The 24,806-nt window shown below is 71.3% G+C and carries 21 protein-coding genes and 1 pseudogene; 9 read left to right on the forward strand and 13 right to left on the reverse strand.

Annotation, left to right across the window (positions count from 1 at the left end):
- Nucleotides 1–104: 104 nt before the first annotated feature.
- The gene (locus tag D7V97_RS15910; RefSeq protein WP_120611492.1) at nucleotides 105–1,022 is read right to left on the reverse strand and encodes an iron-containing redox enzyme family protein; all 918 of its coding nucleotides are present in this window, start codon (nucleotides 1,020–1,022) and stop codon (nucleotides 105–107) included.
- A 62-nt stretch (nucleotides 1,023–1,084) separates the two neighbouring features.
- Between D7V97_RS15910 and D7V97_RS15915 the strand changes: the two genes are divergently transcribed.
- Nucleotides 1,085–2,026 (forward strand): dimethylarginine dimethylaminohydrolase family protein, encoded by a 942-nt coding sequence (locus tag D7V97_RS15915; RefSeq protein WP_120611493.1) that lies wholly within the window; start codon nucleotides 1,085–1,087, stop codon nucleotides 2,024–2,026.
- Nucleotides 2,027–2,104: 78 nt separating this feature from the next.
- Here the strand turns inward: D7V97_RS15915 and D7V97_RS15920 are convergent, their stop codons facing one another.
- On the reverse strand, nucleotides 2,105–2,857 hold the full coding sequence (locus D7V97_RS15920; RefSeq protein WP_120611508.1) for a sterol desaturase family protein: 753 nt from the start codon (nucleotides 2,855–2,857) through the stop codon (nucleotides 2,105–2,107).
- 352 nt (nucleotides 2,858–3,209) lie between these two features.
- Between D7V97_RS15920 and D7V97_RS15925 the strand changes: the two genes are divergently transcribed.
- Nucleotides 3,210–3,557, forward strand: a complete 348-nt coding sequence (locus D7V97_RS15925; RefSeq protein WP_233582854.1) for a hypothetical protein — start codon at nucleotides 3,210–3,212, stop codon at nucleotides 3,555–3,557.
- Nucleotides 3,558–3,600: 43 nt separating this feature from the next.
- Here D7V97_RS15925 and D7V97_RS15930 read toward each other — a convergent pair whose 3' ends face one another.
- The 3 genes from D7V97_RS15930 to D7V97_RS15940 are packed head-to-tail and all read right to left on the reverse strand — an operon-like array spanning nucleotide 3,601 to nucleotide 9,183.
- Nucleotides 3,601–4,701 (reverse strand): hypothetical protein, encoded by a 1,101-nt coding sequence (locus D7V97_RS15930; protein ID WP_120611494.1) that lies wholly within the window; start codon nucleotides 4,699–4,701, stop codon nucleotides 3,601–3,603.
- 28 nt (nucleotides 4,702–4,729) lie between these two features.
- The gene (locus D7V97_RS15935) at nucleotides 4,730–6,322 is read right to left on the reverse strand and encodes a VWA domain-containing protein (RefSeq protein ID WP_368668920.1); all 1,593 of its coding nucleotides are present in this window, start codon (nucleotides 6,320–6,322) and stop codon (nucleotides 4,730–4,732) included.
- A gap of 20 nt (nucleotides 6,323–6,342) precedes the next feature.
- Nucleotides 6,343–9,183 (reverse strand): PAS domain S-box protein, encoded by a 2,841-nt coding sequence (locus D7V97_RS15940; protein ID WP_120611495.1) that lies wholly within the window; start codon nucleotides 9,181–9,183, stop codon nucleotides 6,343–6,345.
- A 487-nt stretch (nucleotides 9,184–9,670) separates the two neighbouring features.
- Between D7V97_RS15940 and D7V97_RS15945 the strand changes: the two genes are divergently transcribed.
- Nucleotides 9,671–11,173, forward strand: coding sequence for a GAF domain-containing sensor histidine kinase (locus D7V97_RS15945; RefSeq protein WP_233582856.1), 1,503 nt, complete (start codon nucleotides 9,671–9,673; stop codon nucleotides 11,171–11,173).
- Nucleotides 11,174–11,187: 14 nt separating this feature from the next.
- Here the strand turns inward: D7V97_RS15945 and D7V97_RS15950 are convergent, their stop codons facing one another.
- A complete protein-coding gene (locus tag D7V97_RS15950; protein WP_120611497.1) occupies nucleotides 11,188–11,703 on the reverse strand; it encodes a GreA/GreB family elongation factor in 516 nt (171 codons plus the stop codon).
- An 88-nt stretch (nucleotides 11,704–11,791) separates the two neighbouring features.
- On the opposite strand from D7V97_RS15950, the gene D7V97_RS15955 reads away from it, so the two are divergent.
- On the forward strand, nucleotides 11,792–12,073 hold the full coding sequence (locus D7V97_RS15955; RefSeq protein ID WP_120611498.1) for a rhodanese-like domain-containing protein: 282 nt from the start codon (nucleotides 11,792–11,794) through the stop codon (nucleotides 12,071–12,073).
- 7 nt (nucleotides 12,074–12,080) lie between these two features.
- Nucleotides 12,081–12,977, forward strand: a complete 897-nt coding sequence (locus D7V97_RS15960; RefSeq protein ID WP_120611499.1) for a DMT family transporter — start codon at nucleotides 12,081–12,083, stop codon at nucleotides 12,975–12,977.
- 16 nt (nucleotides 12,978–12,993) lie between these two features.
- Here the strand turns inward: D7V97_RS15960 and D7V97_RS15965 are convergent, their stop codons facing one another.
- The 3 genes from D7V97_RS15965 to D7V97_RS15975 all read right to left on the reverse strand — a co-directional run bounded on the left by D7V97_RS15965 (nucleotide 12,994) and on the right by D7V97_RS15975 (nucleotide 15,568).
- Nucleotides 12,994–13,839, reverse strand: coding sequence for an alpha/beta fold hydrolase (locus D7V97_RS15965; protein WP_233582858.1), 846 nt, complete (start codon nucleotides 13,837–13,839; stop codon nucleotides 12,994–12,996).
- A gap of 222 nt (nucleotides 13,840–14,061) precedes the next feature.
- A complete protein-coding gene (locus D7V97_RS15970) occupies nucleotides 14,062–14,634 on the reverse strand; it encodes a class I SAM-dependent methyltransferase (protein WP_120611501.1) in 573 nt (190 codons plus the stop codon).
- Nucleotides 14,635–14,677: 43 nt separating this feature from the next.
- Nucleotides 14,678–15,568 (reverse strand): prolipoprotein diacylglyceryl transferase, encoded by an 891-nt coding sequence (locus D7V97_RS15975; RefSeq protein ID WP_233582860.1) that lies wholly within the window; start codon nucleotides 15,566–15,568, stop codon nucleotides 14,678–14,680.
- Here D7V97_RS15975 and D7V97_RS15980 point away from each other — a divergent pair.
- The gene (locus D7V97_RS15980; protein ID WP_120611502.1) at nucleotides 15,554–17,119 is read left to right on the forward strand and encodes a M48 family metallopeptidase; all 1,566 of its coding nucleotides are present in this window, start codon (nucleotides 15,554–15,556) and stop codon (nucleotides 17,117–17,119) included. The two genes, D7V97_RS15975 and D7V97_RS15980, sit on opposite strands and share 15 nt — an antisense overlap.
- 81 nt (nucleotides 17,120–17,200) lie before the next feature.
- Here the strand turns inward: D7V97_RS15980 and D7V97_RS15985 are convergent, their stop codons facing one another.
- Nucleotides 17,201–17,422 carry a hypothetical protein gene (locus tag D7V97_RS15985; protein WP_199728827.1) on the reverse strand — a complete coding sequence of 74 codons (222 nt, stop codon included), beginning with the start codon at nucleotides 17,420–17,422 and terminating at the stop codon, nucleotides 17,201–17,203.
- 53 nt (nucleotides 17,423–17,475) lie between these two features.
- Between D7V97_RS15985 and D7V97_RS15990 the strand changes: the two genes are divergently transcribed.
- Together D7V97_RS15990 and D7V97_RS15995 are read left to right on the forward strand one after the other, a co-directional pair.
- Nucleotides 17,476–17,613 carry a hypothetical protein gene (locus tag D7V97_RS15990; protein ID WP_199728828.1) on the forward strand — a complete coding sequence of 46 codons (138 nt, stop codon included), beginning with the start codon at nucleotides 17,476–17,478 and terminating at the stop codon, nucleotides 17,611–17,613.
- A 150-nt stretch (nucleotides 17,614–17,763) separates the two neighbouring features.
- Nucleotides 17,764–19,242: an alpha/beta hydrolase gene (locus D7V97_RS15995; protein ID WP_233582866.1), complete on the forward strand. Its 1,479-nt coding sequence runs from the start codon at nucleotides 17,764–17,766 to the stop codon at nucleotides 19,240–19,242.
- A gap of 265 nt (nucleotides 19,243–19,507) precedes the next feature.
- Here the strand turns inward: D7V97_RS15995 and D7V97_RS16000 are convergent, their stop codons facing one another.
- Complete coding sequence (locus tag D7V97_RS16000) at nucleotides 19,508–21,313, reverse strand: methyl-accepting chemotaxis protein (protein ID WP_120611504.1); 1,806 nt, start codon at nucleotides 21,311–21,313, stop codon at nucleotides 19,508–19,510.
- Nucleotides 21,314–21,554: 241 nt separating this feature from the next.
- On the opposite strand from D7V97_RS16000, the pseudogene D7V97_RS16005 reads away from it, so the two are divergent.
- Nucleotides 21,555–22,537 (forward strand): annotated as a pseudogene (locus D7V97_RS16005) (IS3 family transposase).
- A gap of 105 nt (nucleotides 22,538–22,642) precedes the next feature.
- On the opposite strand, the gene D7V97_RS16010 reads toward D7V97_RS16005, so the two are convergent.
- Together D7V97_RS16010 and D7V97_RS16015 are read right to left on the reverse strand one after the other, a co-directional pair.
- Nucleotides 22,643–23,326 (reverse strand): TetR/AcrR family transcriptional regulator, encoded by a 684-nt coding sequence (locus tag D7V97_RS16010; protein WP_120611505.1) that lies wholly within the window; start codon nucleotides 23,324–23,326, stop codon nucleotides 22,643–22,645.
- A 49-nt stretch (nucleotides 23,327–23,375) separates the two neighbouring features.
- On the reverse strand, nucleotides 23,376–24,026 hold the full coding sequence (locus tag D7V97_RS16015; RefSeq protein ID WP_120611506.1) for an SRPBCC family protein: 651 nt from the start codon (nucleotides 24,024–24,026) through the stop codon (nucleotides 23,376–23,378).
- Nucleotides 24,027–24,806 lie beyond the last annotated feature (780 nt).

Consider the following 24,806-nt stretch of genomic DNA (forward strand, 5'->3'; position numbering starts at 1 on the left):
TGCCACCTCTCTGCCCACCGGGTGCCGTCCTCTGGCGGACGCAGCCCCCCGGTCAGCGCACACGCGCAAGGTCCCGGGGGACAGGTCCGACAGGCACGGGCCTCTCAACTGATGGACTTCAGCTCCAGGCCCAGCTCGCGGCGGTAGCGCTCGAAGCACTTCGCGCCCGCGGACAGCCGCAGCAGCGCGCCCTCCGCGAGGGGACGCGCGCACGCGGGGTTCGCGGCCACCAGCGGACGCAACACCTCCCGGTTCCACGTCTCCGAGTGCTTCACGTCCAGCGTGGAGTGCACCGCGTAGTAGCGCCGCACCCGCATGTCGAACCCCAGACGCTTCAGGCCCTCGTTGACGCACGCGGTGCGGCCCGGCGCCGTCTCCTCGACGATGCCCAGCGCGCCCACCGCCTGATACGTGTAGCGGCGGTTGAACGCGAACGCGCAGAGCAGGTTCGCCAGCGCGTGCGCTTCCCACACGGTGTCTTCATCGGTGGGCTTCAGCCCCAGCTTCGTTGCCATCTCCGCGAGCATCGGCCCGTGCATCGCGTCCTCGCGCCCGCGGCCCATCTCGTCCCAGTAGTTGCGCGCCAGCTCCAGCTTCGCCTGCGTGGGCAACTGCAATTGCGTCAGCGCCACCAGATCATCGAAGCCCGCTTCGCCCGCGACCTCCTGCGTGAGGAACCAACGCATCTGTTCCAACGAGGCCTGCTTCGCGAGCCACGGAAACAACGGGTCCTGTTGTCCCGGCCCCGTCTCCTTCAGGTCCTCGAACCACGCGATGAAGCCGTCCGCGTCCTCCGGTGCCTCGGCGGCCCATGCCGCCATGCGCTGTCGCTCGGCCTCCACGTACTCACCTTCGAGCAGGCGCAACTGTGTCTCGGCCTGCACGTCCGCTCGCCAGCCCCCCGTCGGAAAGCCCGGCGCCAGTCGCGAGTGGTTGAAACGCAAGAGGGTCCGATGCAGCCGTTCAGCCAGGCGTGCGTCCTCCGTCCCTACTTCCCCAGCCACCTCGCCAAGCCCGCTCATGGTGCGCAACCTCTCCACATGTCAGGGAAGGCAGGAGCGCCTTCCCGACCACATGTATGGGGATGACCTTGAACACCGGCCACTTCGCCCCTGCCACCTTCGCCGTGAGTCAGGTGCGCTGCGAGAAGGACCACGTCCGCTCCCGCGACTGTGCGTATCAGGTCGCGTGGAACATCAATCCGCACATGAAGGTCGGTGCCGTCGCGTGGCGCCGCGCGTGCAGCCAACACCGGGCGTTCCTGCGCGCCCTGCGTGAGGCGGGCGCGAGCTGCTTCGAGCTGCCCTTCGTCCACGGCGCGTATGACTCCGTCTTCGCCAAGGACAACGCGGTGCTCGTGGCGCAGGACGGGGAGCTGCGCGCGTTGCTCGCCACCATGCGCCACGGACAACGCCGGGGGGAGCAACGCGCTCGCGCCCGGTGGTTGGCCGCGCGCGGCTTCGACGTCATCGAGCCGCCGCGCGTGCACATCGAAGGCGGTGACGTGGCGATGCTGCCCGCGGGACGCGGCGCGCTGCTGGGCTGGGGCCAGCGCTCCACGCAGCGGGCCGCGGGGGTGCTGGAGGCCTTCCTCGACGCGCCCGTCACGCCGCTGGAGCTGCGCGACCCGTACCTCTACCACCTGGACACCGCGCTCACCGTCCTCTCCGACGGCACCGCGCTGGTGTGCCCTGAAGCCTTCACGCCCGAGTCGCTGCGCACGCTGTCGCGCACGGAGGGCATCGGGCAGGTGGTGCCCATCGCGCGCGATGACGCGCTCGCCTTCGGCCTCAACCTGGTGGAGGTGGGGAACACCGTCATCGTCGGCGCGCGCGTGCCCCGCGTGGAGGCCGTGCTGCGCGGACTGGGCCGCCGTCCCGTCAGCGTGCGGTTGGATCAATTCCACCTGGCCGGGGGCAGCGCGGCGTGCCTCGTCGCGCGCGTGCACTCCCTGCCGCCCATGGCCGCCCAGCGCTTCCGCGAGGAGCAGGAGCAGGACATGGAAAGGGAGTCGCTCTCCGCTTGAGTCGAGCCTGAAAACAGAAGACCTCCCCGGCGACGTTCGCGCGGGGAGGTCCTTTGTGAAGCAGGGCAGACGGAGGCGCTACGCCTGTTCGCTGGAGCTGGCTTCCGGCGCGCTCAGGCCTTCGGCCTGCCAGAAGCGGCGCGGGTGTCCGTCACCGCGCGTGCCGCCGGAGAGCTTGTCCACCCAGGGGTACTTCTGGGCCTCCTCGGCGGTGTAGCCCAGGTTGAAGACGGTGGCGCTCTTGGGCACGTCCGCCGCCTTCTCGTACAGCGTGCCGAACACGCGGTCCCAGAAGTAGTTCGTGATGCCGAAGTTGCCCGTCTCGTTGTGGAAGTGGTGGGACATGTGCAGCCGCTTGATGTCCTTGAGGAACTTGAACTGCGGCGCGTAGTTCAGGTGCTGGATGCAGTGGCAGAACTCGTAGAAGCACGTCGTCACCATGCCCCAGCCCAGCGCCGCGGTCGCACCGGAGCGCCCGCCGATGAGGTAGCCGATGGGCGTGAGCACCAGCGCGATGGTGGGCAGCGTGGTGTGCAGCGCGCCGAAGAGGACGCGCAGGTCGTGCGGGTCCTGGTGGTGGTCGAAGTGGATGCGCTTCCACGTCACCGCCGTCGCCGCGGACTTGTAGAGGAAGCGGCCGTGCAGGATGTACCGGTGGATGAAGTACCAGCCGAAAGGGTAGGCGACGGTCGCCACCAGCACCGCCGCCGCCATGCGCGCCGGGTTCTCGAACCACTTCACCGACAGCACGATGCAGGTGATGCCGATGAGGATGTAGGCGACGACGGCGTAGTAGGTGAAGAACGAATAGACCAGGTCGCGCAGCGACATCCGGTCGAGGTTGTGCTTCCGGTTCAGGAAAGAGACCGCCACGGTATCCCCTCACGAGAGGTGCCACCGCGAGACCCCTGCCGTCGGAGCACGCGGGACAAAAAGGCTCGCTCGCATCCCGGCCCTTCGGAAGATGCGGCGGTGCCTGAGCTAGCAGGCTGGAAGGCCCCTGGCACAGGAACGGCAAGGCCCCTCTTAGCGTCTTCCTGGAGACATTGAGAAGCCCTGCTGTTGGAGCAGCCCCGGATTGTCCGCCTGCAAGGACTCCGTCCGACCCGGGGTCGGGCTTCCATGGCGGAAGCGCACACCCCACCTTTCCGCCCACAGGCGGTTGATCGCACGAGGGGGCCACATGGCGCGCAAGGCAGAGCAACAGCAGGGAAGTGGGACTTCAACGGACCGTCCGGCCCGGCGGAAGACGGCCCCCCGGAAGAAGGCGGACGCCCCCGCGGCCACCGAAGGCCGCCTGGCGGTGCGCCGGGACATCTCCGAGTACCGGGCCGCCGCCGAGGCCCAGGCGGAGCGCGTGCGCGAGCGCATCAACGCCGCGCTGGAGATGAGCCGCCGCACCCGCGAGGAGATTGAAGAGCGCATCGCGAGCGAGCTGCACGCGCCCCGCGTCCCGGCGAAGAAGGCCACCAAGAAGGCCGCGCCGGCACGCAAGCGCACCCGCGCCGCCACCCACGCGCCGGCGAAGTGACAGCGGGCCTGCCCCGCGGTGTTGAAGCCGTGGTGAAGCCGGACTAGGAGCGGACGGCGGGAGCGCGCACCTGCGGGGGCAGCGCTTCCGAGCTCGCGGACTCCAGGTCCAGGGCGGAGAGCTTGTCGGCGAGGGCCAGGGCCCGGTCGCCCCCGTCCAGCGGGGACGCCGCCCGGGCCCCGATGAAGCACACCCGGGCCCGCTCCAGCAGGGCCACCTGGGCGTGGAGCTGCGCGTGCAGGCGCTCACGCCGGCGGGACAGCGCATCCAGGTGGTTGAGCTCCTCGCCCAGCGAGGCGGCGGCGCGCTCCAACTGACGCCGGGCCACGCCGTCCTGGGCGTCCGCGGCGCGCTTGCGCAGCTCCTGCACCTGCGAATCCACGCTGCCCTGGGACGCGGCGGACAGCTGGCCCTCCAGCACCGTGTGGGATTCGGCCAGGTTGAACGCGTCCTGGGCCAGCTTCACGAGCACGCGCTCCAGCTTCACGCGGCCCTCGCCCGTGGCCAGCTTGCGCGCCTCCGCCTGGCTCTGGCGGTACAGCCCCAGCGCCCGCGTCACCAGCCCGCGCACCTCGCCGGTGAGGGTGGCCTCCAGGCGCATGCCCCGGGCGGCCACCGCGTCCAGGTCGATGGCCAGGTTCACCGGCAGCGTGCCGATGCTCCAGAACAGCGCCACCACGGCGTAGTCCACCAGCAGCGGGAAGTAGCCCCGGGACGGCAGGAAGCGCGCGTCGAACACCTCCTGGACGTACAGCCCCAGCACCGTGGTGACCGCGGCCGCCCCGGCGCTGAGCGCGAGCTGGGTGGACGTGCCCACGCCGTCGCGCCCATGGCCGCGCCACGCGAGGAGGCCCGCGGCGATGGCCCCCGCCAGCGCGTGCTGCAGGGGGTACGGCAGGCCGAAGACGTAGGGCAGGGCGGGCAGCAGCACCACCGCCGCGCGCATCAGGGCGCTGTACGCGGGCTGGGGCTTCACCGCGGTGACGGCCGCCGCCGCCAGCGCGAAGTAGCCGGGCTCCACCGGGACGCGCAGCACCTGTCTCGCCACGCCGGCCACCAGCGCCATGGCGCCCGCCCCCACGAGCGCGTACAGGCAGCGCGACTCGAAGTCCTCCCGGCGGATGAGTTGGATGGAGAGCGACATGGCGCACCGTCCCGAGCGGCTTGAACGACTAGTAGGAGTTGCTCTGCCCGAAGCTCTTCATCGTCTTCTTCTTGAGGTCGAGCATCTCACGGCGCACGTCCTCGTCGGTGTGCGCATTCCCATAGGCTGCCTGGGTCGCGTCCACGTCCGCAAGCTCCCCCGCGAGCGCCGACGCCGAGCTGCCGAAGAGGCGACGCGCGTTGTCGAGCAGATTGATGGCTCCCTGACGGTTGCCGCTCTTCATCTGCTCCGCGGCCGCGTGCAGCTGCTGCGTGCCCAGCGCGCGGATGGCGTGCACCCGCACGTCCCGGTCCAGGTTCGCGTGCACCACCTGGGCGTCGTTCGTCACCTTCGCGTCCAGCGCCAGCCGCACCTGCGACGGCAGGTCGGCCGTCACGTCCACGTACGACAGGGTCGCGCCCAGGACGTTCATCTGGGCCGCGGTGTCCGGGGCCACCAGCGTCACCTTCGCCACCACGCGCGCGGACTGACCGCCCGTCAGGTCATACAGGGGCACGCGCACGGTGCTGCCCTCGCGCGTGGACGTCAGGCCCATCACCTCCACGCCGCTCACGCCGGGCGGCAGCGTCAGCACCAGGTCCACGTTGCGCGCCACGGTGCTCGCGGCCTGCTCCAATTCGCGCGTGAAGATGGAGGCCAGCTGCGCCGAATCGCTGACGAACCCGGAGAAGCCGCCGCCGCGCTCGGCCATGCCGCGCATCAGCACGTCGTTGAAGCCCTCGCCCACGCCCAGCGCGCTCACGGTGATGCCCAGCTCGCGCAGCTTGCCCACCTCCGAGAAGAGGCCCGTCTCGGACACCACGCCCTCGGTGGGCTGGCCGTCGCTCAGGAGGATGGCGCGCGTCACCCGGTACTGCTTCGTGTACGGGCGCAGCGCGTCCGCCGCCGCCTGGAGCCCGCCGCTGATGTTGGTGGAGCCGTTCACCTCGATGGCGGAGATGGACTGGAGCAGCTGCGCGCGCGTCTGCTCGGTGATCTCCACGCTGGGCAGCGTCGTCACGTCGGAGCCGTAGTGCACGAGCGCCAGCCGGTCTCCCACGCGCAGCTGGCTCACCAGCGCCTCCGCGGCGCGCTTCGCGTCCACCAGCTTGCTGCCCATCATGGAGCCGGAGCGGTCCACCACCAGCGCCAGGTTCACCGGCACGCGCTGGGGGTTCTCCGGCGCGCGCGCCGACACCTCGAACCACGCGAAGGCCTCGCTCGGCCCCGTCTTCACGTACGCGCCGGACAGCTTGCCCGTCAGCTCCACCGGACCCACCCGGCCGGACCCCGGCGTGCCCACGCCCACGGGCAGCACCGTGGTGATGGGCGCCTCGCCCGGCTGCACCACCGTGTGGCTCTGGTCCAGGACCGACGGCGCGGTCGGCGGCGGCGGGACGAAGGGCGGGTGTTCGGAGCGGGTCGCGAAGAGCGACTGGACGCCATCGAGCGCGAGCGCGCCCACGACGAGCAGACCAGCGAGGGACAGCAGCAGGGTGGTGCGGTTCATGGGCGGCATGACCTCGGGCAGGAGCGAGCGGACGAGCACACGCTCGCAGACGCGCTCCCCCCACGCATCGGTCAGCGGGAGGAGGGTCCTCCCGATGACCGATGGATCCACGCCGTCCGCGTCCGTCCGCGTCAGGCGACGTCAGGCGGACCGTGCCGCACCAGCGCCTCCACCGCGCCGCGCACGCGCGCCTCGTCGAAGGGCTTCTCCATCACCGGGTTGGGGATCTGCGACAGGAACTCGCGCGCGCCCACGGTGAAGGCGCCGCCGGACACGAAGATGAAGCGGCGCTCCATGCCTGGGTGCTCGCGCCGCACGGCCTCGTACACGTCGCGGCCGGCGAGGTCCGGCATCATCACGTCGCACAGCACCGCGTCGAAGGCCGGCGTCTGGCCCATGCGCTCCAGGGCCTGCCGGCCGCTGGTGGCCACCTCCACGTCGTGGTCGCGCAACAGCCGTTGCAGCACGCGGCCCACCGCGGGCTCGTCGTCCACCACCAGCACCCGGCCTCGCGGCGCGATGGGCGCGATGGGCGCCGGGGCCTCCGACGGGCGGGACGTGGGAGCGGGCACCGGCGCGGGCAGCAGCACGCGGAAGGCGCTGCCCTGGCCCACGGTGCTCTCCACGGAGATGTCGCCGCCCATGCCGGTGATGATGCCGTGGCAGATGGACAACCCCAGCCCGGTGCCTACGCCCACGGGCTTGGTGGTGAAGAATGGATCAAAGATGCGGCCCAGCACCTCCGGCGAGATGCCGCTGCCCGTGTCGCGCACCTCCACCATCACGCGCCCGCCCTCCAGGCGCGTCGTCAGCACCACCTCGTGGTCGTGCGCGGAGCCCTCCGGGATGGCCTGCGCCGCGTTCACCACCAGGTTGAGGAACACCTGGCAGAGCCGGCCCTCGTTGGCCATCACCTGCGGCACCGCGCCGTAGTCCCGGCGCAGCCGCGCGCGGTGGCGGATCTCGTTCGCGGCCATCATCACCACCGAGTCCAGCACCGCGTGCAGGTCCACCGGCGTCATGCGCTCTTCATCCGGCCGGGAGAACGTCTTCAGCTGACGGACAATCTGCCGCACGCGCTCGGCGCCCTCGCACGCCTCGCCCAGCACCTCCTGCCACTCCGCCACGTCCGGCGGGCGCACCCCGCGTCCGGCGCCGGGCAGCAGGTGGTGGCGGAACTCGTCCGACAGGAAGCCCAGGTTGGAGACCACGAAGGCCAGCGGGTTGTTGATCTCATGCGCGATGCCCGCCGCCAGCGTGCCCACCGACGCCAGCCGGTCCGCCAGCGTCAGCCGCGCCTGCAACTGCCGCTGCTCCGTGACGTCCCGTGCGATGGACACGACCGCCGGCTGCCCGTCGAAGCGCAGGGGCAGCGACGCCAGCTCCACCACGCGCGTGCGTCCGTCGCGCAGCACCAGCCGCCGCTCGCTCGTGAGCGGCGCCGAGTCCACGGGCGTTGGGCCCGTGCCCGGCACGTCCGCCAGGAACTCCGACAGCCGGCGCCCCACCAGCTCCTGCGCGCTCTGGAAGCCCAGCGTGGTGACGAGCACCGCGTTGGCGTAGACGATGTGGCCGTCGCGTTCGATGGCCGCCGCGTCCGGGAAGCCCTCCATCAGCGCGCGCAGGCTGGCCTCGGAGCGCTTGAGGGCCTCCTCCACCTGGCGCCGCTCGGTGATGTCGCGCGCCAGGCCCTCCACCGCCACCACCTTGCCGTGCGGATCCGTCACCGGCGCCACCACGTGCTCCAGCCACAGGGTGCGTCCGTCCGGGTGCAGGAAGCGCAGCACCACCGGCACGCCGTCCGACGCGCGGGGCGACTCCAACAGCAGCTCCAGCGCGGGCCGGTCCTCCGGGTGCACCTGGCGGTACCAGAGCTCCGGATCCGCGTAGTGCGCCTCCGGGCCCAGGCCCAGCTTCGTGTGCACCACGCGGCTGACGTACCCGAAGCCGCGCGGCGGCGCGCAGCGGTAGAGGTACAGCACGTCGGACGCGTTCTCCGCGAGCTGGCGGAAGCGGTGCTCGTGCTCGCGCAGCGCGCGCTCCGACTCGCGCCGCTCCAGCGACACGGAGATGGCGCCGCTGGCCGCGGACAGCAGGTCCACCTCCAGCCGGTCCCACTCGCGCGCCTCGTAGCAGTTGTCGAAGCCCACGAAGCCCACCAGCCGGCCCTGCACGCGCAGGGGCAGCACCAGCAGCGACAGCACGCCCTGCGGATCCAACAGCGCCCGCTCGGCCGGGGGAAAGGTCGCCACGCGCCCGGCGACGACCTCGCCCCGCTCCAGCAGGGGGACCCACCGGTCCATGTCGGGCCGCATGGGCAATTCCTGGAGCAGCGGGTTGTCGATCTCCGGGACGACGCCCGGGGCGCACCACTCGGCGCGCTGGCTGCACACGAGCGCGCCCTGCGCGTTGGTGTGCGTCTCGAAGACGTAGACGCGGCTCGCGGCCGAGGCCAGGCCCAGCGGCGCCAGCGCGGGCCCGTACAGGTCCCCGCCCTCCGGCACCGACAGCAGGCGCTGCTGCATGTCCACCAGCGCCGTGAGGTAGCGCTCACGCCGGGCGAGCGCGTCGTCCGCGCGCTTGCGCTCGGTGATGTCGTTGAGCGAGCCCGCCATGCCAATGAGCGCGCCGTCCTCGTCCTGCGTCACCCGGGCGAAGACCTCCACCCACCGGAAGCCTCCGTCGCGCGTGAGGTAGCGCACCTCGTGCTGGACGAACTCGCGCTCGCCGGTGATCAGCGACTGGCACACCTCCAGCGTGCGCGCCTGGTCGTCCGCGTGGATGAAGTCAAACGCCGACCGGCCCAGGCTCTCCTCCACGGAAAAGCCGGTGACCTCGGTCCACGCCGGATTGAGGAAGACCCACGTCCGGTCCAGAGCCGTCTGGAAGACGACCTCCTGGAGCGTGTCGATGACCTGCCGGAAGCGGCGCTCATTCGGGGTGCCGTCAGGCCGGGGGAACGGCATCTGCATGCTTGAAACTCGCGATGAAAGAACTTCGCCGTGCGAATGGAAAGACGCGTGCGGCGGACGTGGAGAGTCGAACGATTGAGGATCGCCGCCATGCAGGCAAGGGGGCTGGCGGGAAGAGCGGGATGACGGAAAGCATTCCCTGTGCTTGATGGTGATGGGGCGGGCCTGCGGTCTGCCTTCCTTCCCGGGAGGCGGAGATGACACCATGATGCGTGCGGAAAGCCCCAGCATGTCTTACGGCGCCGACCGCTCGGATCCTTCCCTGAGTTCCCCCCTGTCCGCTGTGAATGATTCCCTGACGGAAGGTGAAGCTCCGGTCCAGTCCGCCCGCGTCATGGACGCGGAAGGCTGGGCCCTCGTCGAACACTCGGGGCGCGTCCTTGCTTTCAACGCGCACGCTTCCGCCCACTTCGGCATTCCAGCACCCGCCACCCTGGAGCACGGTCGCCTGCCCGGGTGTGAGTGGCTCCGGAGCGACGGCACCCCCTTGCCCCCCCACGAGGCGCCCCTCGCGCGGGCGCTGGCGGGCGAGCAGGTGGACGCAGCGGTCTGGACCGTGCAGCGGCCGGACGGAACGCGCGTCCGGCTCCAGGTCAGGGCGGAGCCCGTGAGGGGAGGGGACGGGCAGGTCGCGGCGGCGGTCCTGCGCACGCACGCCGTGGATCCGCGGCCCACACTCTCCGTGCTCGACACGTCGAGGCTCCTCGCGGAGGCCGGGGCGCTGCTGGGCACGTCGGTGGACGCGGAGACGCAACTGGAGCCGCTGCTCCAGCTGCTGGTGCCCGCGCTGGGGGACGGGGCGCTGCTCGTCCTGATGTCGCCCGGCAAGGGCGTGAGCGTGGCGGCGTCACTGCACGTGGACGCGGGCCGGCACGTGCTGCTGCGCGAGCTGTTGGAGCGCTACCCGCCGGACCCCACGCTGCCGGGCGGGCTGTCGCACGTGTTCGTCACCGGGGCGGTGACGCGGCTGTGCGTGATGTCCGACGAGCACGTGGCGACCATCGCGCGGGACGTGGAGCACGCGCGGCTGATGCGGGAGGTGGGCCCGCACGGCTGCCTGAGCGTGCCGCTGGGCGCGCGTGGCAACGTGCTGGGCGCGCTGATGCTGCTGCGCTCCAACGTGCTGCACGCCTTCGACGCGGAGGAGGAGCGCTTCCTGGCGGAGCTGGCCCACCGCACCGCGCTCTACCTGGAGAACGCGCGGCTCTTGCGCGAGGCCCGCGAGGCGGTGCGCCAGCGCGACGAGTTCCTGGGCATCGCGAGCCACGAGCTGAAGACGCCGCTCACACCGCTGAGCCTCAAGGTGCAGCTGCTCCAGAAGCAGGTGACGGTGCTGGCGCGCGAGGGCAAGCCCGTGCCCACCGAGCGCGTGTCGGAGACGCTGGAGGTGGTGCAGCGCCAGGTGCGCCGGCTGTCGCGGCTGGTGGACAACCTGCTGGACGTGTCGCGCATCAGCGCGGGCCGGCTGCGGCTGGAGGTGGAGGAGCTGGACCTGGCGAGCGTGGCGGCGGAAATCCTGTATCGCTTCGCCCCGGCCGCGCAGCAGCAGGGCACGGAGCTGGAGTTGCACGCGCCGGTGCCGGTGGTGGGCCGGTGGGACCGGCTGCGGCTGGAGCAGGTGGTGACGAATCTCCTGTCCAACGCGCTCAAGTACGGCGCGGGGCGGCCGGTGGCGGTGGCCGTGGAGGCGCGCGGCACGACGGCGCGCCTCACCGTGACGGACCACGGCATCGGCATCGCGCCGGAGGACCTGGCGCGCATCTTCGAGCGCTTCGAGCGCGCGGTGAGCGACCGGCACTACGGCGGCCTGGGCCTGGGCCTCTACATCACCCGCCAGATTGTCGAAGCGTTCGGCGGCACGGTGAATGCCACCAGCGAGCCCGGTCAGGGCTCCACCTTCATCCTGGAGCTGCCCCGGGGCGACATCCCGGAGGAGTGGCTCACCGCGCACGCGGCGCCGGGACCCAGCAGCGAATCCGAGCCGGCCTGAAGCTCAGGAGAAGCTCAGGCGACTTCCAGCACCGTCCACTCCCGCACCTCGCCCGCGAGCGTCACCTCCACGGTGTCCCCGGCGCGGCGGCCCAGGAGCGCGCGGCCCACGGGCGAACTGGGGGTGATGACGGACAGGAAGCCGTCGCCGCCCGGGCCGGTGAGCTCCGTGCCGGCGCCCGCGGGGAGCACGAAGAAGGTGCGCTCGGCGAAGCCGTCCTCGTCCTCGGTGCTGACGTCCACGAGGGCGCCCAGGCCCACGGGCCCCTGGCGCGGGAAGCGGGGCAGCTCCCTGGCGCCGAAGGCGGTGAGCGCCTGGAGCTCCTCCTGCAGGCGGCGCGCGCGCTGAGCCTGCCCGGTGGCGAGGCTGCCGTACTCGATGGCGGCGCGGCCGTCCTCCTTCTTCTCGGACTCGGTGGCGAGGCTGCGGGCGGCCTCGCGGGCGTCGGCCTCGGCGCGGTGGGCCAGCCGGTCGCTCTGCTGAAGGCGCTCGGCCAGTTGGTGGAGCAGGGTGTGCTTGTCGAGTGGCATGGCGGTCGTAACAGGACTGTAGCGTCCAGCGGAGCAGCCTCCAGTTTTCGGCCCGGCCCCTGCGGGGGCTTGGGGTTACGATGGCCGCATGACGCCTCAGGAACGCTCTCAGAAGGCCCACGAACTCGTCGCGAAGGGCGCGGTGCTGCTGGACGTGCGCACGCCGGAGGAGTTCCAGCAGGGACACCCCGAAGCCGCCCGCAACATCCCCGTGCAGGTGCTGGCGCACCGCCTCTCCGAGGTGGGCCCCGTCGGCACGCCCGTGGTGGTGTACTGCGCCGCCGGAGGTCGCAGCGCGGTGGCCGCGGAGCTGTTGCGCAAGGGCGGCTTCCCGGAGGTGTTCGACCTCCAGTCCGTGAAGAACTGGTAGGCGCGCGCTGTCCGCATCCCGCACCGCCGGCTTCCTCCTCGTCGCCCTGTCCGGCGCCTCGTTTGGCGCCCTGGGGCTGTTCGCGCGCCTGGCCTACGCGGCGGGTGCGGACATGCCCTCGCTGCTGTTCCTGCGCTTCACGCTGGCGGGGCTGGTGCTCACCTGCGTGATGCTCGTGCGCCGGCAGCGCTGGCCCCGGGGCCGGGTGCTGCTGGGGCTCGTGGCGCTGGGCGCGCTGGGCTACTTCGCGGAAGGCAGCGCCTACTTCGTCGCGCTCCAGCACGCCTCCGCGGGGCTGGTGGCGCTGCTCTTGTACCTCTTCCCCGCGCTGGTGGCGGTGCTCCAGGTGCTCCTGGGCCGCGAGCACCTGAGCCGCACCCGCTGGCTCGCCGTGGGGCTGGCGCTCGCGGGCACGGCGCTCACGGTGGATCCGGGGCCGGACGCGAAGGCCCTGGGCATTGCCCTGGGGCTGTTGTCGGCGGTCATCTACGCGCTCTACGTCCTGTCCAGCGCGCGCGTGGTGGGCCCGGCGGGGCCGCTCGCGGCGAGCACCGTCATCCTGCTGTCGGCGGGGTTCTCGTTCGGGGCGCTGATGCTGGTGAAGGGCCCGTCCCTCCCCCAGACGCCCGGGGGCTGGGGCGCGGTGGTGGGCCTGTCGCTCCTGTCCACGGTGGTGGCGGTGCTCACGTTCTTCGCGGGGCTCCAGCGCATCGGCCCGGTGAACACGTCGCTCCTGTCCACGTTGGAGCCGGTGATGGCGGTGGTGCTGGGCGCGCTCTTCCTGGGCGAGCGGCTGTCGCTCCGTCAGGGCGCGGGCGGCCTGCTCATCCTGGTGGCGGTGGTGATGCTCGCGCGAGCGGAGCCCGGCCGCCCGGAACCGGTGTCCCAGGCGGCCCGCTCCTGAAGCCGCAGGCGGAAGCCTACAGGCGCTGCAGGAAGTGGTGCACGTCCTTCACGAAGCGCTGCGGGCGCTCCGCGTGTGGGGCGTGGCCCGTGTCCGGGTAGAGCAGGGAGGTGGAGTTCGGGATGGCGCGGGCCAGGGCGCGCTGCTCGGCGACGGAGAAGAAGCCGTCGTTGTCCCCGCCGATGATGAGCGTGGGCACGCGGATCTGCCCCAGCCGCGCCGAGTGGTCCTCCGCGATGAGCCCCGCCAGCGCGTCCTGCCACACGCGCGCGGGCACCTTGGAGCTCTCCGCCACCAGGGTGTTCAGGTAGGACGCGGGCACGGGCGCGTAGAAGGTGCTGGACTGGAACGCGTAGATGAACTCCGGATCCACCGGGTCGGTCAGCGTGTCCACGGCCTCCTGGAGCCCCAGCGCGACCTCGTTGCCCGCGACGGTGGGCGCGGAGCCCACGAGCACCAGCCCCCTCACGCGCGACGGCGCGTCCAGCGCCACCTGCTGCGCGATGAAGCTGCCCATCGAGTGGCCCACGATGACGGCCTTCGAGACGTGCATCGCGTTCAGGAAGGCCACCACGTCCTGGGCGAACGCCTGCTGCGTGTAGCAACACGCGGGGCGGGACGAGTCACCGTGGCCGCGCTGATCCAACGCGTAGAGGTGGAAGTCGCGCGGGAAGCGCGGCAGGTCCAGGTCCCAGGTGTGGTGCGAGTCCGTATAGCCGTGCAGGAAGACGACGACGGGCCCGTCCTGGCGGCCCTGCTCCACGTAGCGGAGCGTGACGCCGGTGGACAGCCGCACGGCGCCTTCACGGGGACTGGCGCCACCCTGGCGGTCGCTCGCCTCCAGCGCGGCAGGGGAACTCATGAGGTCGGGCGCAGTGCCCGTGTCCAACTCAGGTCCACAGCCAGCAAGCAGCAACAGCGCGAGGAGGGAAGAAAGCGAGCGCGTCATTCAGCAGGACCTTTCGGAAAGAGGACGCGGCGGGTCGTTCCGCCGTCGTGCCCACCATCCTAAAGTGACCTCTGACATCGCTTCCGAAAACCTGATGCGGTGGGTAGTGTCCCACCCGCCAAGGTCCCGTTGGACTCAGGGCCGCCGGGCGAAGATGAACTCGCCCATGCCGCCCAGGCGCTGCTCGCGCCGGACGACGCGGAAGCCCGCCGTCTCCACCAGGCGGAACGTGTCGCGGTTGAGCCGGCAGCCGCCGGAGAGCTTGCGCCACGCGGGCGTGAGCAGGTCCTGCGCGGTGGCGAGCACCCGGCTGGGGGCTCGCACGTGCTCCAGCAGGCGCAGCTCTCCGCCCGGCTTGAGCACCCGCATCACCTCCGAGAGCGCCGTGGCCGGCGCGTCCACGCAGCAGAACACCAGGCTGGAGACGACCGCGTCGAACGACGCGTCCGCGAACGGCAGCGCCTGCGCGTCCGCCTGGAGCAGCGCCACGCCGCTGCGCCGCTCCCGTGCGCGCGTCAGCGCCCCCAGGTCCACGTCCACCGCCGTCACCGAGGTGACGCTGTCCGGGTAGCCCGGCAGCGCCAGCCCCGTGCCCGCGCCCACCTCCAGCACGCGGCCGGAGAGCCCCTCCACCAACTGCCGCCGGGCGGCGTTGAGGCCCACCCATCCCAGCGGCGCCATCACCGCGTCATACGCCAGTGCCCTCATGTGACTCCCCCCTTCCAACAACGCGAAACGAAACGCCTTGAGCCTAGCGCGCGGTCTCCACCCGTCCCTGCGACGTCGGCGGCTTCTGGGCGGACGCGCTGGCGGCCTGCTTCCGCAGCAGCCCCCACACCCCGTACACCACCAGCATCAGGCTGCCGTACTGCGCCGGCGTCAGGCCGAAGTAGCGCGCGTCCACGTACGACAGGTCCGTGGCCCGGAGGAAGTCCAGGCAGAAGCGGGACACCGCGTACAGCAGGGCCAGCAGCGGCAGGAGCCGCCCCTTCAGCTTCGGCGCGTCGCGCAGCGCGTACAGGAGGCCCGTGATGCTGAACAACACGATGGCGTCGTAGAAGCCCAGGTCGTGCCGGTTGCCGTTGGGGAACTGCACCGCGAGGAAGAAGTCCGTCAGCCGCCCCGGGTGGTCGTGCACCGCGAAGCACCCCAGCCGCGCCACCGCCCAGGCCGGCGCCACCCCCAGCGCGAAGCTGTCCGCGTAGTCGTTGAAGCGCAGCTTGCGGATCCGGAAGAACACCACTGCGGCGACGATGCCGCCCAACAGTCCGCCGAAGGACGACAGGCCGTCCCAGAATCGGAAGATCTGGAACGGGCTCTTCGACAGCTCCTCCGGGTGGTAGAAGAACAGGTGCACCCAGTGGCCGAACAGCATGCCGGCCGCGACGCCCCACATGGCGTAGTCCGCCAGCGGGTTGGGGTCCAGGCGCTCGCGCTCGGCCTGCTGGACGGCGAGCGCTACGCGCGCGAGCGCGCCCAGCTCCCGCGCATCGACGACCCGAAGCGGAAGGAGGGCCGGATCGCCGCGCTCCGGGCGCGCTTCCGCGAGCCCGCCGTGGCGCGCCTGCGGCTCGTCCCCGCCGCGACCGGCGCCGACCGCGACCTCCTCGAGGCCCGCATCGCGCTCGTGGAGGAGCGCCATGCCGACGCCGCCGCGCTCGCCCGGAGGGCGCGCGAGGCCGGGGCCGACCCGCTCGAGGCGAGCACACTCGAGGGCGAGGCCTGGCTGCGCCGCTCCCTCGAGATCTACGAGACGCGAGACCTTGACGGGACGCTCACGCCCCTCGCCGAGGCCCTCCCGGCGCTCCGGCGCGCGGCGGAGATAGGACGCAGCGCCCCCCGCCCCCGCCTCCTGCTCGCCCAGGCGCTCATGCACGAGGGCATGGTCCGCCAGCAGCGCGAGCCGGTCCGCGCCGACCGCTTCGACCCGGCGCTCGCGGTCCTCGCCGAGGGGCTCGCCCTGGACCCGAAGGACCCGGACCTGCTGGTCGTGCGCTCCGAGATTTTCGCGGAGAAGGGGCGGCTCGCACGCATGCTCGGCACCGACCCGGGCCCGAGCCTCCTCGCCGCGGTCACCTCCGTCGACGCCGCGACGCGGGCCGCGCCTTCGAATCGCTCCGCATGGGAGCGGCTCGCCTGGGCCTGCCTCAATTACGCGCGCGAGCTGCGCGATGCCCATTACGAGGTGGGCTGGGCCTGGGAGAAGGGCATCGCGGCGGCGACGCGCGCGGGCGAGCTCTCTCCCGAGTCGAGCGTCCCGCCCTCGCTGCTCTCGCAGATGTACGCGGACCGCGCCGAGACCACCGGCATCCGCGGCGGCGACTCGACCGGAGACATCGAGGCGGCGCTCGTCGCGGCGCGCCGGGTGGCGCAGATTGGAGACCGCCCCATCGTATCGCGCATCATGCTCGCCCAGGCCATGCGCCAGGACGCCACCCGGCGCTGGTCCGCCGGCGAGGCGGCCGACGCGCGCTATGCGGAGGCGGCCCACACCCTCGGCGAGGCCTTCTCGAGGGGCGAGGGCCAGCCGGCGCTCGCCGGCTTCGGCGTGCAGATCGCGGTCCTCTGGGCCGAGTCCGTGCTCCTCGAGGGACGGGGGCCCGACGACGCGCTGGCCGCGGTGGCTCCCTGGGCCGCGACGCTGCGGACGCGCGTCGACACCGACATCGTCGCCGCCGCCCAGCTCGCCGAGCTCGAGGTGCTCGAGGTCCAGGCCGCGGTGCTGGCGGGACGGGACCCCGGGCCCGAGTTCGCCCGGGCCAGGCCGCTGCTCGAGAAGGTGGTGAAGGCCGGGGTCTACCCGGCGATGCGGGGCCGGATGGCGGAGGTCGAGCTGCACCGCGCGGCGTGGCTGGCGGGCCGCGGGCTCGACCCCCTCCCGGCCCTCACCGCCGCGGACCGGTACGCGCAGCTCATGAAGGCCGAGGATGCGAGCAGCCCCGACGGCTGGCGCCTGGAGACGGAGGTCGTGCTCGCGCGGCCCTCGCCGCTGGCGGCCGACCTCGCCCGGGCGCGCGCCGCCATCGACAAGTCCCTGACCTTCACGCCGGAGGACCCGCGCCTCCTCGCCCTCCGCGGCCACGTGCTCGCCGCGTCGGGGGACCTCGCGGGCGCACGCGCCGCACTCGAGCAGGCCCGGACGCGGAACGGCCGTCTGGCGTGGGTCAAGTCGCTGCAGGCCAGGTTGCATTAGCGCGGCTCGGGGGGTGGCCCCGCGCGCATCTTGCTCCGGCGCTCCTGGGTCGGCTCCTGCCTCGCCCCTGCCTCAGGCGGCTCACTTGCCTCTTCCGGCTTCGGCTCTGCCCCCGCTTGAGGGAGGAGAGAGGAGCTGCCAGACACACAGGGCGACGCTCGCCAGCACGAACGCCCTCACGTCCTTCTCCAGCCGCAGTCGCTTCGTCACCGCCAGGGCCAGGGCCAGCGCCGTGGCCAGGATGGCTCCGGCCTGGAGCACCGCCTCCGCCAGCACCAGACCCACCGCGTAGAGCCCCAACACCGCGCCTCATCGCCGCCGCCGTCGACCCTGCGCGCAAGCACGGCGCCACCATCGTGGAGGCGTATCCGGTGGACGCGGACTCGCCCAGCTACCGCTTCATGGGCTTCGTCCCGGTCTTCACGTCCGCGGGCTTCGAGGTGGTCGGACGCGCGGGCTCCCGGCGCCACGTCATGCGTCTGCCGCTGCGCTGAGCGTCCGAAGGCAGGGGTGACACTTCCCGGGGGCCACGGTGTTCCGTGCCGGCGTCCCCTTGCGCCATGGAAGGATTTGATATGAGAAACGCACGAACAACGCCGGCGGCCCCACGGAGCATGGCCGTCACCCTGGTGCTCATGGTCGTCATGGGCTGCGCGGCCGAGTCCCCTCCCAAAGGCACACCTGCCGGCCCCCGGGAGATCGTCTGGGGCACCTGCCCCGCCCTCCCGGAAGGCGCGACCCGCGACCCTCGTCAGACGTGCGGAACCCTCCAGGTTCCGCTGGACCCTCACCACCCGGACGGCCCCACCCTGGAGATCGCTGTCTCGCGGATCACTGCTGTCCATCCGACCTCCCGTCGCGGTGTCCTCCTGCTGAATCCGGGCGGCCCGGGACTCGGCGGACTCGAACTGCCGAGCCTGAGCGCTACCGTGTTGCCTTCAGCGGTGCTCGACACCTACGACCTCATCGGCTTCGACCCACGGGGAGTGGGGCACAGCTCGCCAGTCACCTGCGGGCTCACCGACGTCAGCCTCGTCAACCTCTTCCCGTATCCCGCGGCGGATGGCTCCATCGACGCGAACGTCGCGCTCGCCCGTGAGACAGCGGCCCGCTGCGCGGCGTCCTCTTCGCGCGACGTCCTGCCGTTCATCACCACCGCGAACACCGCCCGCGACATGGACATGATCCGCCAGGCGCTCGGGGAGGAGAAGGTCTCCTATTGGGGCCAGTCCTATGGCACCTATCTGGGGGCGGTCTACGCGTCCCTGTTCCCCGAGCACACCGACCGGATGGTGCTCGAAGGCAACGTGGACCCCGCGAGCGTCTGGTCTGGATTCACCGGCATGTGGAGCGAGGGCATGGACAGCCGCTTTCCCGACGCCGCCCGCTACGCGGCCACCCATGACGACCGCTTCCACTTCGGCACCACGCCCGAAGAGGTGACGGCGGCGTATCTCGCACTGGCGAACCGGATCGACGCGGCCCCCGCTCCGATTCCCGGCACGGACGCCGCCATCACCGGGGGATTGCTGCGAACCCTCACGTACACCCTCCTGGAGCGCGACGACCAGCTTCCCCTGCTCGTCCAGGTCTGGCGGACCACCGCCCACCTCGCCGACGGAACGCCCACGGAAGAGGATGCCGCCGTGCTCCAGATGATCTTCGCGCAGGGGCCGGTGGAGGCAGGGGTTCCCGGGGACAACCAGACCGCCGTCTTCCTCGCGCTCACCTGTGGTGACGCGAGCTGGCCGACGGACGTCGAACACTACCGGACGGCCACCGCCGCCGACCGGGCCGACCATCCGCTCAGCGCGGGGATGCCCTCCAACATCTGGCCCTGCGCTTTCTGGAAGGCACCGCGGGAGCCGGCCGTCCCGGTCTCCGGCCAGGGCTCCCGGAACATCCTCCTGCTGCAGAACCGGCGCGACAACGCGACGCCGTGGGAGTCCGGGCTGGGCATGCGCAAGGCCATGGGCGCCCGCGCGGTGTGGGTCGGGGTCGAGGCCGGAGGACACTATGCCTACGGCCAGGGCTCCGCCTGCGTGGATGACGTGTTCAACGCCTTCCTGGCGAACGGAACGCTTCCCCAGGACGACATGTACTGCGCGAGCGTCGAGGAGTAGACCCGCCAGGCGACGTCGGCGGTCTCAAGCGGTGAACGCACCACTCGGGTGCTCACCATGGCACCCTGCTCGACGGGAGGCACTGGGTGCGAGGCCGAGGGAAAGCAGCAAGGCTGACGGGGGAGGACAGGCTGGAGATTCGGCGGCGTGTCATCGCTGGCGAGACCTTCGAGCAAGCGGCCTGACTACAACCAATCTGGTGTCTCAACAATCCGGTGCGGTACAGATGCCCGCCCGCTCCCCTCAACAAGGCCTTCCATCCTTCCTATGCTTCGTGGAATTGCCGCGCCAGCTCATCCACTTCGCGGGACACGCCCTGCAACGTGTGGGTGGCGCCCCGGGTGGTCTCCGCGCGCTGGAGCGTCTCGTCCATGATGCGCGACAGGTCGGTGACGGCGGTGAAGACCTGGGTGAAGCCCGCGTTCTGCTGCGTGACGGCGGCGGCGATCTGCCGGGCCGCCCCCGCGCTCTCGCGCGACATGTCCAGCAATTCGCGCAGGGAGGCCCCGGACGTGCGCACCCCGTCCAGACCGCTGGAGACCTGCTGTCCGCCCTCCTCGCCCATGCGCCTCGCCCCCTGGATGCCCTGGCGCAGGTCGTCCAGGACGGTGCGGATGCGGTCGGTGGCCTGGACCGACTGGTTCGCCAGCCCCCGCATCTCCCGCGCCACCACGGAGAAGCTGCGGCCCACCTCGCCCGCGCGCGCCGCCTCGATGGCCGCGTTGAGCGCCAGCACGTTGGACTGATCCGCCAGGTCCTTCACCGACGCGGTGATGTCACCGATGCGCGACGCGCTCTCCGCCAGGGCCACGAGCCGCGCCTGGATGCCGTCCACCGCATCCTGGATGGCCCCCAGTCCCGCGAGGCTCGCCTCCACGGAGCGCTCGCCCTTGAGCCCCAGGGCCTCCGCGCGCTGCGCCACCTGGAGCACGGCCTCCGCGCGGTCCGCGGCGAGCCGGGAGGAGTGCTGGATTTCACCGGACGTCGCCTGGGCCTCCTGGAGCGCGATGGCCTGCCGCGCCAGGCTTCCCTGCTGCGCCTCCTGCACCAGCCCCAGTTGATGGCCTGCTTCGCCCAGCCGGCTGGCGGCGGTGCGCAGCGAGAGGGGCAGCGCGGCCAGTTTGCGCAGCACCGCGCGCATGCCCGACGCCAGATCGCCAATCTCATCCGTGGACACCCAGGCGGGCGCCGTCACGCGCCCCGCGGCCAGCGACTCGATGGCCTCCCGCACCGCCCCGGACGCGCGCGCCTGCCGCCGGGCCATCATCCACAGCGTGAGTGCGGGAATCACGAGCATCAGCACACTGATCCACGCCAGCGCGAAGGCCAGCTCGCGCAGGAGCTCCTGGCCCAGCGCATCCAGGTGCCCCACGGTGTCCTGCGCGCCCAGGCTCCGCAGGTGCGCCTCCAGCAACGTCCGCGCGACGCGCAGCTTCACCACCAGCACCCCACCGCTCAGCAGCAGCGTCAGCACCAGCGACGTCACCGAGGTCAGTGGCAGGAACCAGCGCTGACGGGGCCAGAAGGGGCCGGAGCCCTGGGGTGCGACTTCGGGAAAGCGCTGCTGCTCCGCCAGCACCTGGGACAACAGTCGCCGCTCCAGCGTGAGCGCGAAGGGGAAGGCCAGGAGCACCCCGAAGCACGCCCCCACCGAGCAGCCCATCCCCACCTGGAAGGCGTCCTTCTGGTGCAGCCAGGCGACGATGACGCTGAAGGTGAATCCGCCCACCCCCCACGCCACGGACGTGGTGGCGGCGGCCGCGCGCCAGGGCAGGCGGAGCAGCCGCTCCAGGCGCTGACCGGGCGCGTCCCCGGGCCTTCGCGCCAGGGCATGCCGGCCCACCCACCACAGCGACAGCAGCGGATAGCCCGCGCCGAACACGAGGATGATGGGCGGCGTCACGGTGAACACGACCTGCGTCGCCTGCTCGCCGCCCAGCCCCATCGCCACCGACACCAGGTACCCGGCGATGAACGCGGGCAGCGACATCCACTGAAGGAACAGCCACACCCCCTGTTTGACAAAGGCCGACACCGCGTCGCCATCACCAGGAATGTCTTGGGTTGCCATACGGGGTCGCAGCTCCAGGCCGACTGGAGCGGGCCGTCTCCAGATCCCCGTGAGCGTAGCGAATCCCCTCGGGACTTTCGCCGCCGGCCCGCCAGGGAGGCGACAGCCCGGTGTCCTTCCATGGCTCAGTTGCCTGACTTTCCCGCGTTACCATTTTTATCTTTCGCGGAAGTCTGGCTTTCTGAGCCTCCCCGGGCTTCGTGGACACCGAAGATGAGGTGACCGAAGGATGTCCACGACGATGCCGAGACGAGAGCGCAGAAAGTACACGCCGGAGTTCAAAGCCCGGGCGGTGAAACTGGTGCTGGAGGAGGGCAAGTCCCGGGCACAGGTGGCCAAGGACTTGGACCTGACCCGCAGCGCCCTGGAAACCTGGGTGAGGCAGGCCCGAACGGATGCGGGCCGGGGGCTGTCCGGGGCGCTGACGACGGGCGAGAAGGAAGAACTCGCCCAGTTGCGCCGTGAGGTGCGTCAGCTGCGGATGGAGCGAGAAATATTAAAAAACGCGGCGGCCTTCTTCGCCAGGGAGAGCACGTGAAGTTCGCGGCCATCCAGGAGGAGAAGGCGAATCATCCGGTAGCGCTGCTGTGTCGTGTGCTGGAGGTGTCCCGGGCGGGCTACTACGCCTGGGAAGGGCGGGAGGCGTCCGCACGCCAGAAGGCCAACGCGGCGCTGGTGGAGCGAATCCGGCAGGTGCACCACGACAGCCGCCGCACCTACGGCAGCCCGCGCGTGCGCGCCGAGCTATCACCTACGTGCCCACGCGCGAGGGCTGGCTCTACCTGGCCGTCGTGCTGGACCTCTTCAGTCGGCGCGTCATCGGTTGGGCCATGGACTGCTGCATCGACCGGCACCTGGTGCTCTCGGCTCTGGACATGGCGCTCAAAGGCCGTTGTCCTCCCGCCGGACTGCCGCACCATTCGGATCGAGGCGGCCCAATACGCCAGTGAGGACTACCAGCGAGCGCTGGCCGCCCGCGGCATCCAGTGCAGCATGCGCCGGAAGGGCAACTGTTGGGACAATGCCGTCGTGGAGAGCTTCTTCTCCACGCTGAAGACGGAGCTGGTGCACGAGGTGGACTTCCCGACGCGCGAGTCCGCGAAGGTCGCCTTGTTCGAGTTCATCGAGGTGTTCTACAACCGCAAGCGGCGGCACTCCTCGCTCGGCTATGTCAGCCCCGTCGAGTTCGAGAAGGCCGCCTCCCAGGTGCTGCTGGCTGCTTAACCCACCTGTCCACGGAGTCCGGGCAAGCTCAGCTCACTTGCCTCTTCCGGCTTCGGCTCTGCCCACGCTTGAGGGAGCTTGGTTCACCTACTGCGGCTACCCGCCTCAACCGCCGTGATCACCGTGGTAGCCCGGGCGCCGGGCGGCGGCTCCCAGCGCGACAGTCACGACCTCGGCGATGGCGACCTTTTCGAGCAGCTCGACCTTCGGAATCCCGGGGATGTTTCCCAGCACCCTCGCGGCCCGGAGCGATGCGAACCCATGGCACAGGGACAAGGCGGCGATGGCCCGGGCGACGACGGCGTCGGCCGGCATCCCCGGGTTGCCCGCCGCCACCACCTCGAACAGGGTCCGCAGGGAGCGATCGGACGCCTCGTGGACGGACGAGAAGCGCACGCGGTCCTCGATTTCGGGCAGGAACATGATGCGGTAGTGCGAAGCGTGCTCCTTCGCGAAGGAGAGATACGCGGTGGCGATCTCCGTGAGCTTGCCCGGCACGGTGGGCTCACTTGCCACGGCCCGCGCGACGCGCTCCGCGAGCAGGTCGTAGCCCTCGGTGGCCAGCGCCGCCAGGAGGGATTGCTTGTCGGGGAAGTGGTGGTAGGGCGCTCCGGGAGACACGCCCGCAGCTCGCGCGAGGACCTGGATGGTCAGCCCCGTGACGTCGCCTGCCCGCAGGAACTCGATGGCCGCGTCCAACAGGGCCCGGCGCAGGTCGAGGTGGTGATAGCCGCGAGGCTTCGAGGCCTTCTTGGCTGCCGGCTGACGCGTCTTGGGTGTGCTCGCCACGGGACTCCCATCTCTTCGTGGCGAGCATAGGCCGCGGCAGCACGCGTCGTCAGTGCTGGCGTGCCGTCAGGTCAAGCTCCGACTCGGTCTGGATGTGCCCCATGCCGACCTGCATGTAGCCGGCGAAGTCCTCCTCGACGAAGGACCTGAGGAAGCCCTGGGTGGGCCACCCATTGCCACGGAAGCGGTAGGTCCAGCGCAGGTGCGTCCCCGTCGCGGTCGGCGTGAAGCGGAACTCGCCCACCGCGTACTGGACGGCGCGCCGCGCCTCGTTGGTGAAGTTCCAGACGACGTACTGGAACCGTCGGCCTTCCTCGACGACGAGCAGCTCCTCGAGGGAGGTGTTCCCGTCGCGCAGCACCACGCGCCGGCGCGTTCCCGGGCTGCCCCAGGAGGGTGAGAGGACCTCGGTCCGCTCGATGCCGGCGATCTTCTCGGTCCCCAATAGGATGCGCTCCAGTGGAACGTTCACCAGCCACGGCAACAGCAGATCCGGAGGCACGGCGATGTCGGCCTCGACCGTGTGCGCGATGAACGGCGCCTCCGGCTCCACGGCGGGCGCCGCCGTCGCGCGGTGCAGCGAGTCCCGCTCCGTGACGGAGGTCCCCGACGCATAGCCGACGGGCGTCGCGCACGCGCCCAGGAACACACCGCAGGCGAGGGAAAGCAGGGTGAGGGCAGGTGTCGCAATCCGCGGCATGGGGCGGTTCTCCTGGAAGATGAATCTAAAATATATTTAGATAAAGGGGACGGGTTGTCAAGGCGACCCCGGGGCGTCCCGGTGGCGCCGCGCGCCGAGAACCCTGCCAGGGAGGTTCGGCAGGGCGGGCATCGAGCCGGTGTGCGGGGACGCTGTTCCTTCGGGCTTGGAGGGCTCGTCTTCGAACGCGTGGGACCGCCGGCTGACTTTCTTGACGTGGGTGCTGGCGGTGGTCACGACGGGCCAGGGACTCACGAGGGGCTTGCTGGCGCCTGTTCCATTCGCTCGAGTCCCAGGCGCCGTGAGGCCTCTGCACGGCCCCCCGGGAGTTGCTGCCTCCCGGAGGGTCATGTCCGCGACGTGGGCCGGGCAGCGCGCTTCCACTACGGCCCCGCGCCCTTGCCGCCAGATGCTGACGTGGTGACTACGGGCTGATGGAGAAGCTCCCCGCCCAGGAGCCGTAGGGGAGTGTGGAGACGCCGTTGCGAGTGGTGCCCCTATAACTGCTCAGTCCCGGTTGGAGGGTGACGACCACCGTCCCGCCGGTGGCGGGAATCACCCCTGCATGCAGCGCGGCCGAGCAGACATTCGAGTCGTCGGTGTAGAGGTCCGTGCCCCACACAAGCCCCCCGGCCTGCCGCCGCGCAGCTCCCTCAAGCGGGGACGGAGGCGGGCCCCCAGAAGGAGGGCCTCTGCTGGGCCGCGAGGGTGGAGGAGCCGAGGACCGGCTCTTATACACATCTGAAGCTGCCGACGGACCCTAAGGGGTAGATCTCCGTG

It is taken from the genome of Corallococcus sp. CA053C (genome assembly GCF_003611675.1).
Classification (GTDB): domain Bacteria; phylum Myxococcota; class Myxococcia; order Myxococcales; family Myxococcaceae; genus Corallococcus.

Bases quoted from the DNA above. Each gene is read 5' to 3' on its own strand.
- D7V97_RS15910 (WP_120611492.1), bottom strand. From the start codon at position 1,022: ATGAGCGGGCTTGGCGAGGTGGCTGGGGAAGTAGGGACGGAGGACGCA.
- D7V97_RS15915 (WP_120611493.1), top strand. From the start codon at position 1,085: ATGACCTTGAACACCGGCCACTTCGCCCCTGCCACCTTCGCCGTGAGT.
- D7V97_RS15920 (WP_120611508.1), bottom strand. From the start codon at position 2,857: ATGTCGCTGCGCGACCTGGTCTATTCGTTCTTCACCTACTACGCCGTC.
- D7V97_RS15925 (WP_233582854.1), top strand. From the start codon at position 3,210: ATGGCGCGCAAGGCAGAGCAACAGCAGGGAAGTGGGACTTCAACGGAC.
- D7V97_RS15930 (WP_120611494.1), bottom strand. From the start codon at position 4,701: ATGTCGCTCTCCATCCAACTCATCCGCCGGGAGGACTTCGAGTCGCGC.
- D7V97_RS15940 (WP_120611495.1), bottom strand. From the start codon at position 9,183: ATGCAGATGCCGTTCCCCCGGCCTGACGGCACCCCGAATGAGCGCCGC.
- D7V97_RS15950 (WP_120611497.1), bottom strand. From the start codon at position 11,703: ATGCCACTCGACAAGCACACCCTGCTCCACCAACTGGCCGAGCGCCTT.
- D7V97_RS15955 (WP_120611498.1), top strand. From the start codon at position 11,792: ATGACGCCTCAGGAACGCTCTCAGAAGGCCCACGAACTCGTCGCGAAG.
- D7V97_RS15965 (WP_233582858.1), bottom strand. From the start codon at position 13,839: ATGAGTTCCCCTGCCGCGCTGGAGGCGAGCGACCGCCAGGGTGGCGCC.
- D7V97_RS15970 (WP_120611501.1), bottom strand. From the start codon at position 14,634: ATGAGGGCACTGGCGTATGACGCGGTGATGGCGCCGCTGGGATGGGTG.
- D7V97_RS15975 (WP_233582860.1), bottom strand. From the start codon at position 15,568: ATGGCGCTCCTCCACGAGCGCGATGCGGGCCTCGAGGAGGTCGCGGTC.
- D7V97_RS15995 (WP_233582866.1), top strand. From the start codon at position 17,764: ATGGGCTGCGCGGCCGAGTCCCCTCCCAAAGGCACACCTGCCGGCCCC.
- D7V97_RS16000 (WP_120611504.1), bottom strand. From the start codon at position 21,313: ATGGCAACCCAAGACATTCCTGGTGATGGCGACGCGGTGTCGGCCTTT.
- D7V97_RS16015 (WP_120611506.1), bottom strand. From the start codon at position 24,026: ATGCCGCGGATTGCGACACCTGCCCTCACCCTGCTTTCCCTCGCCTGC.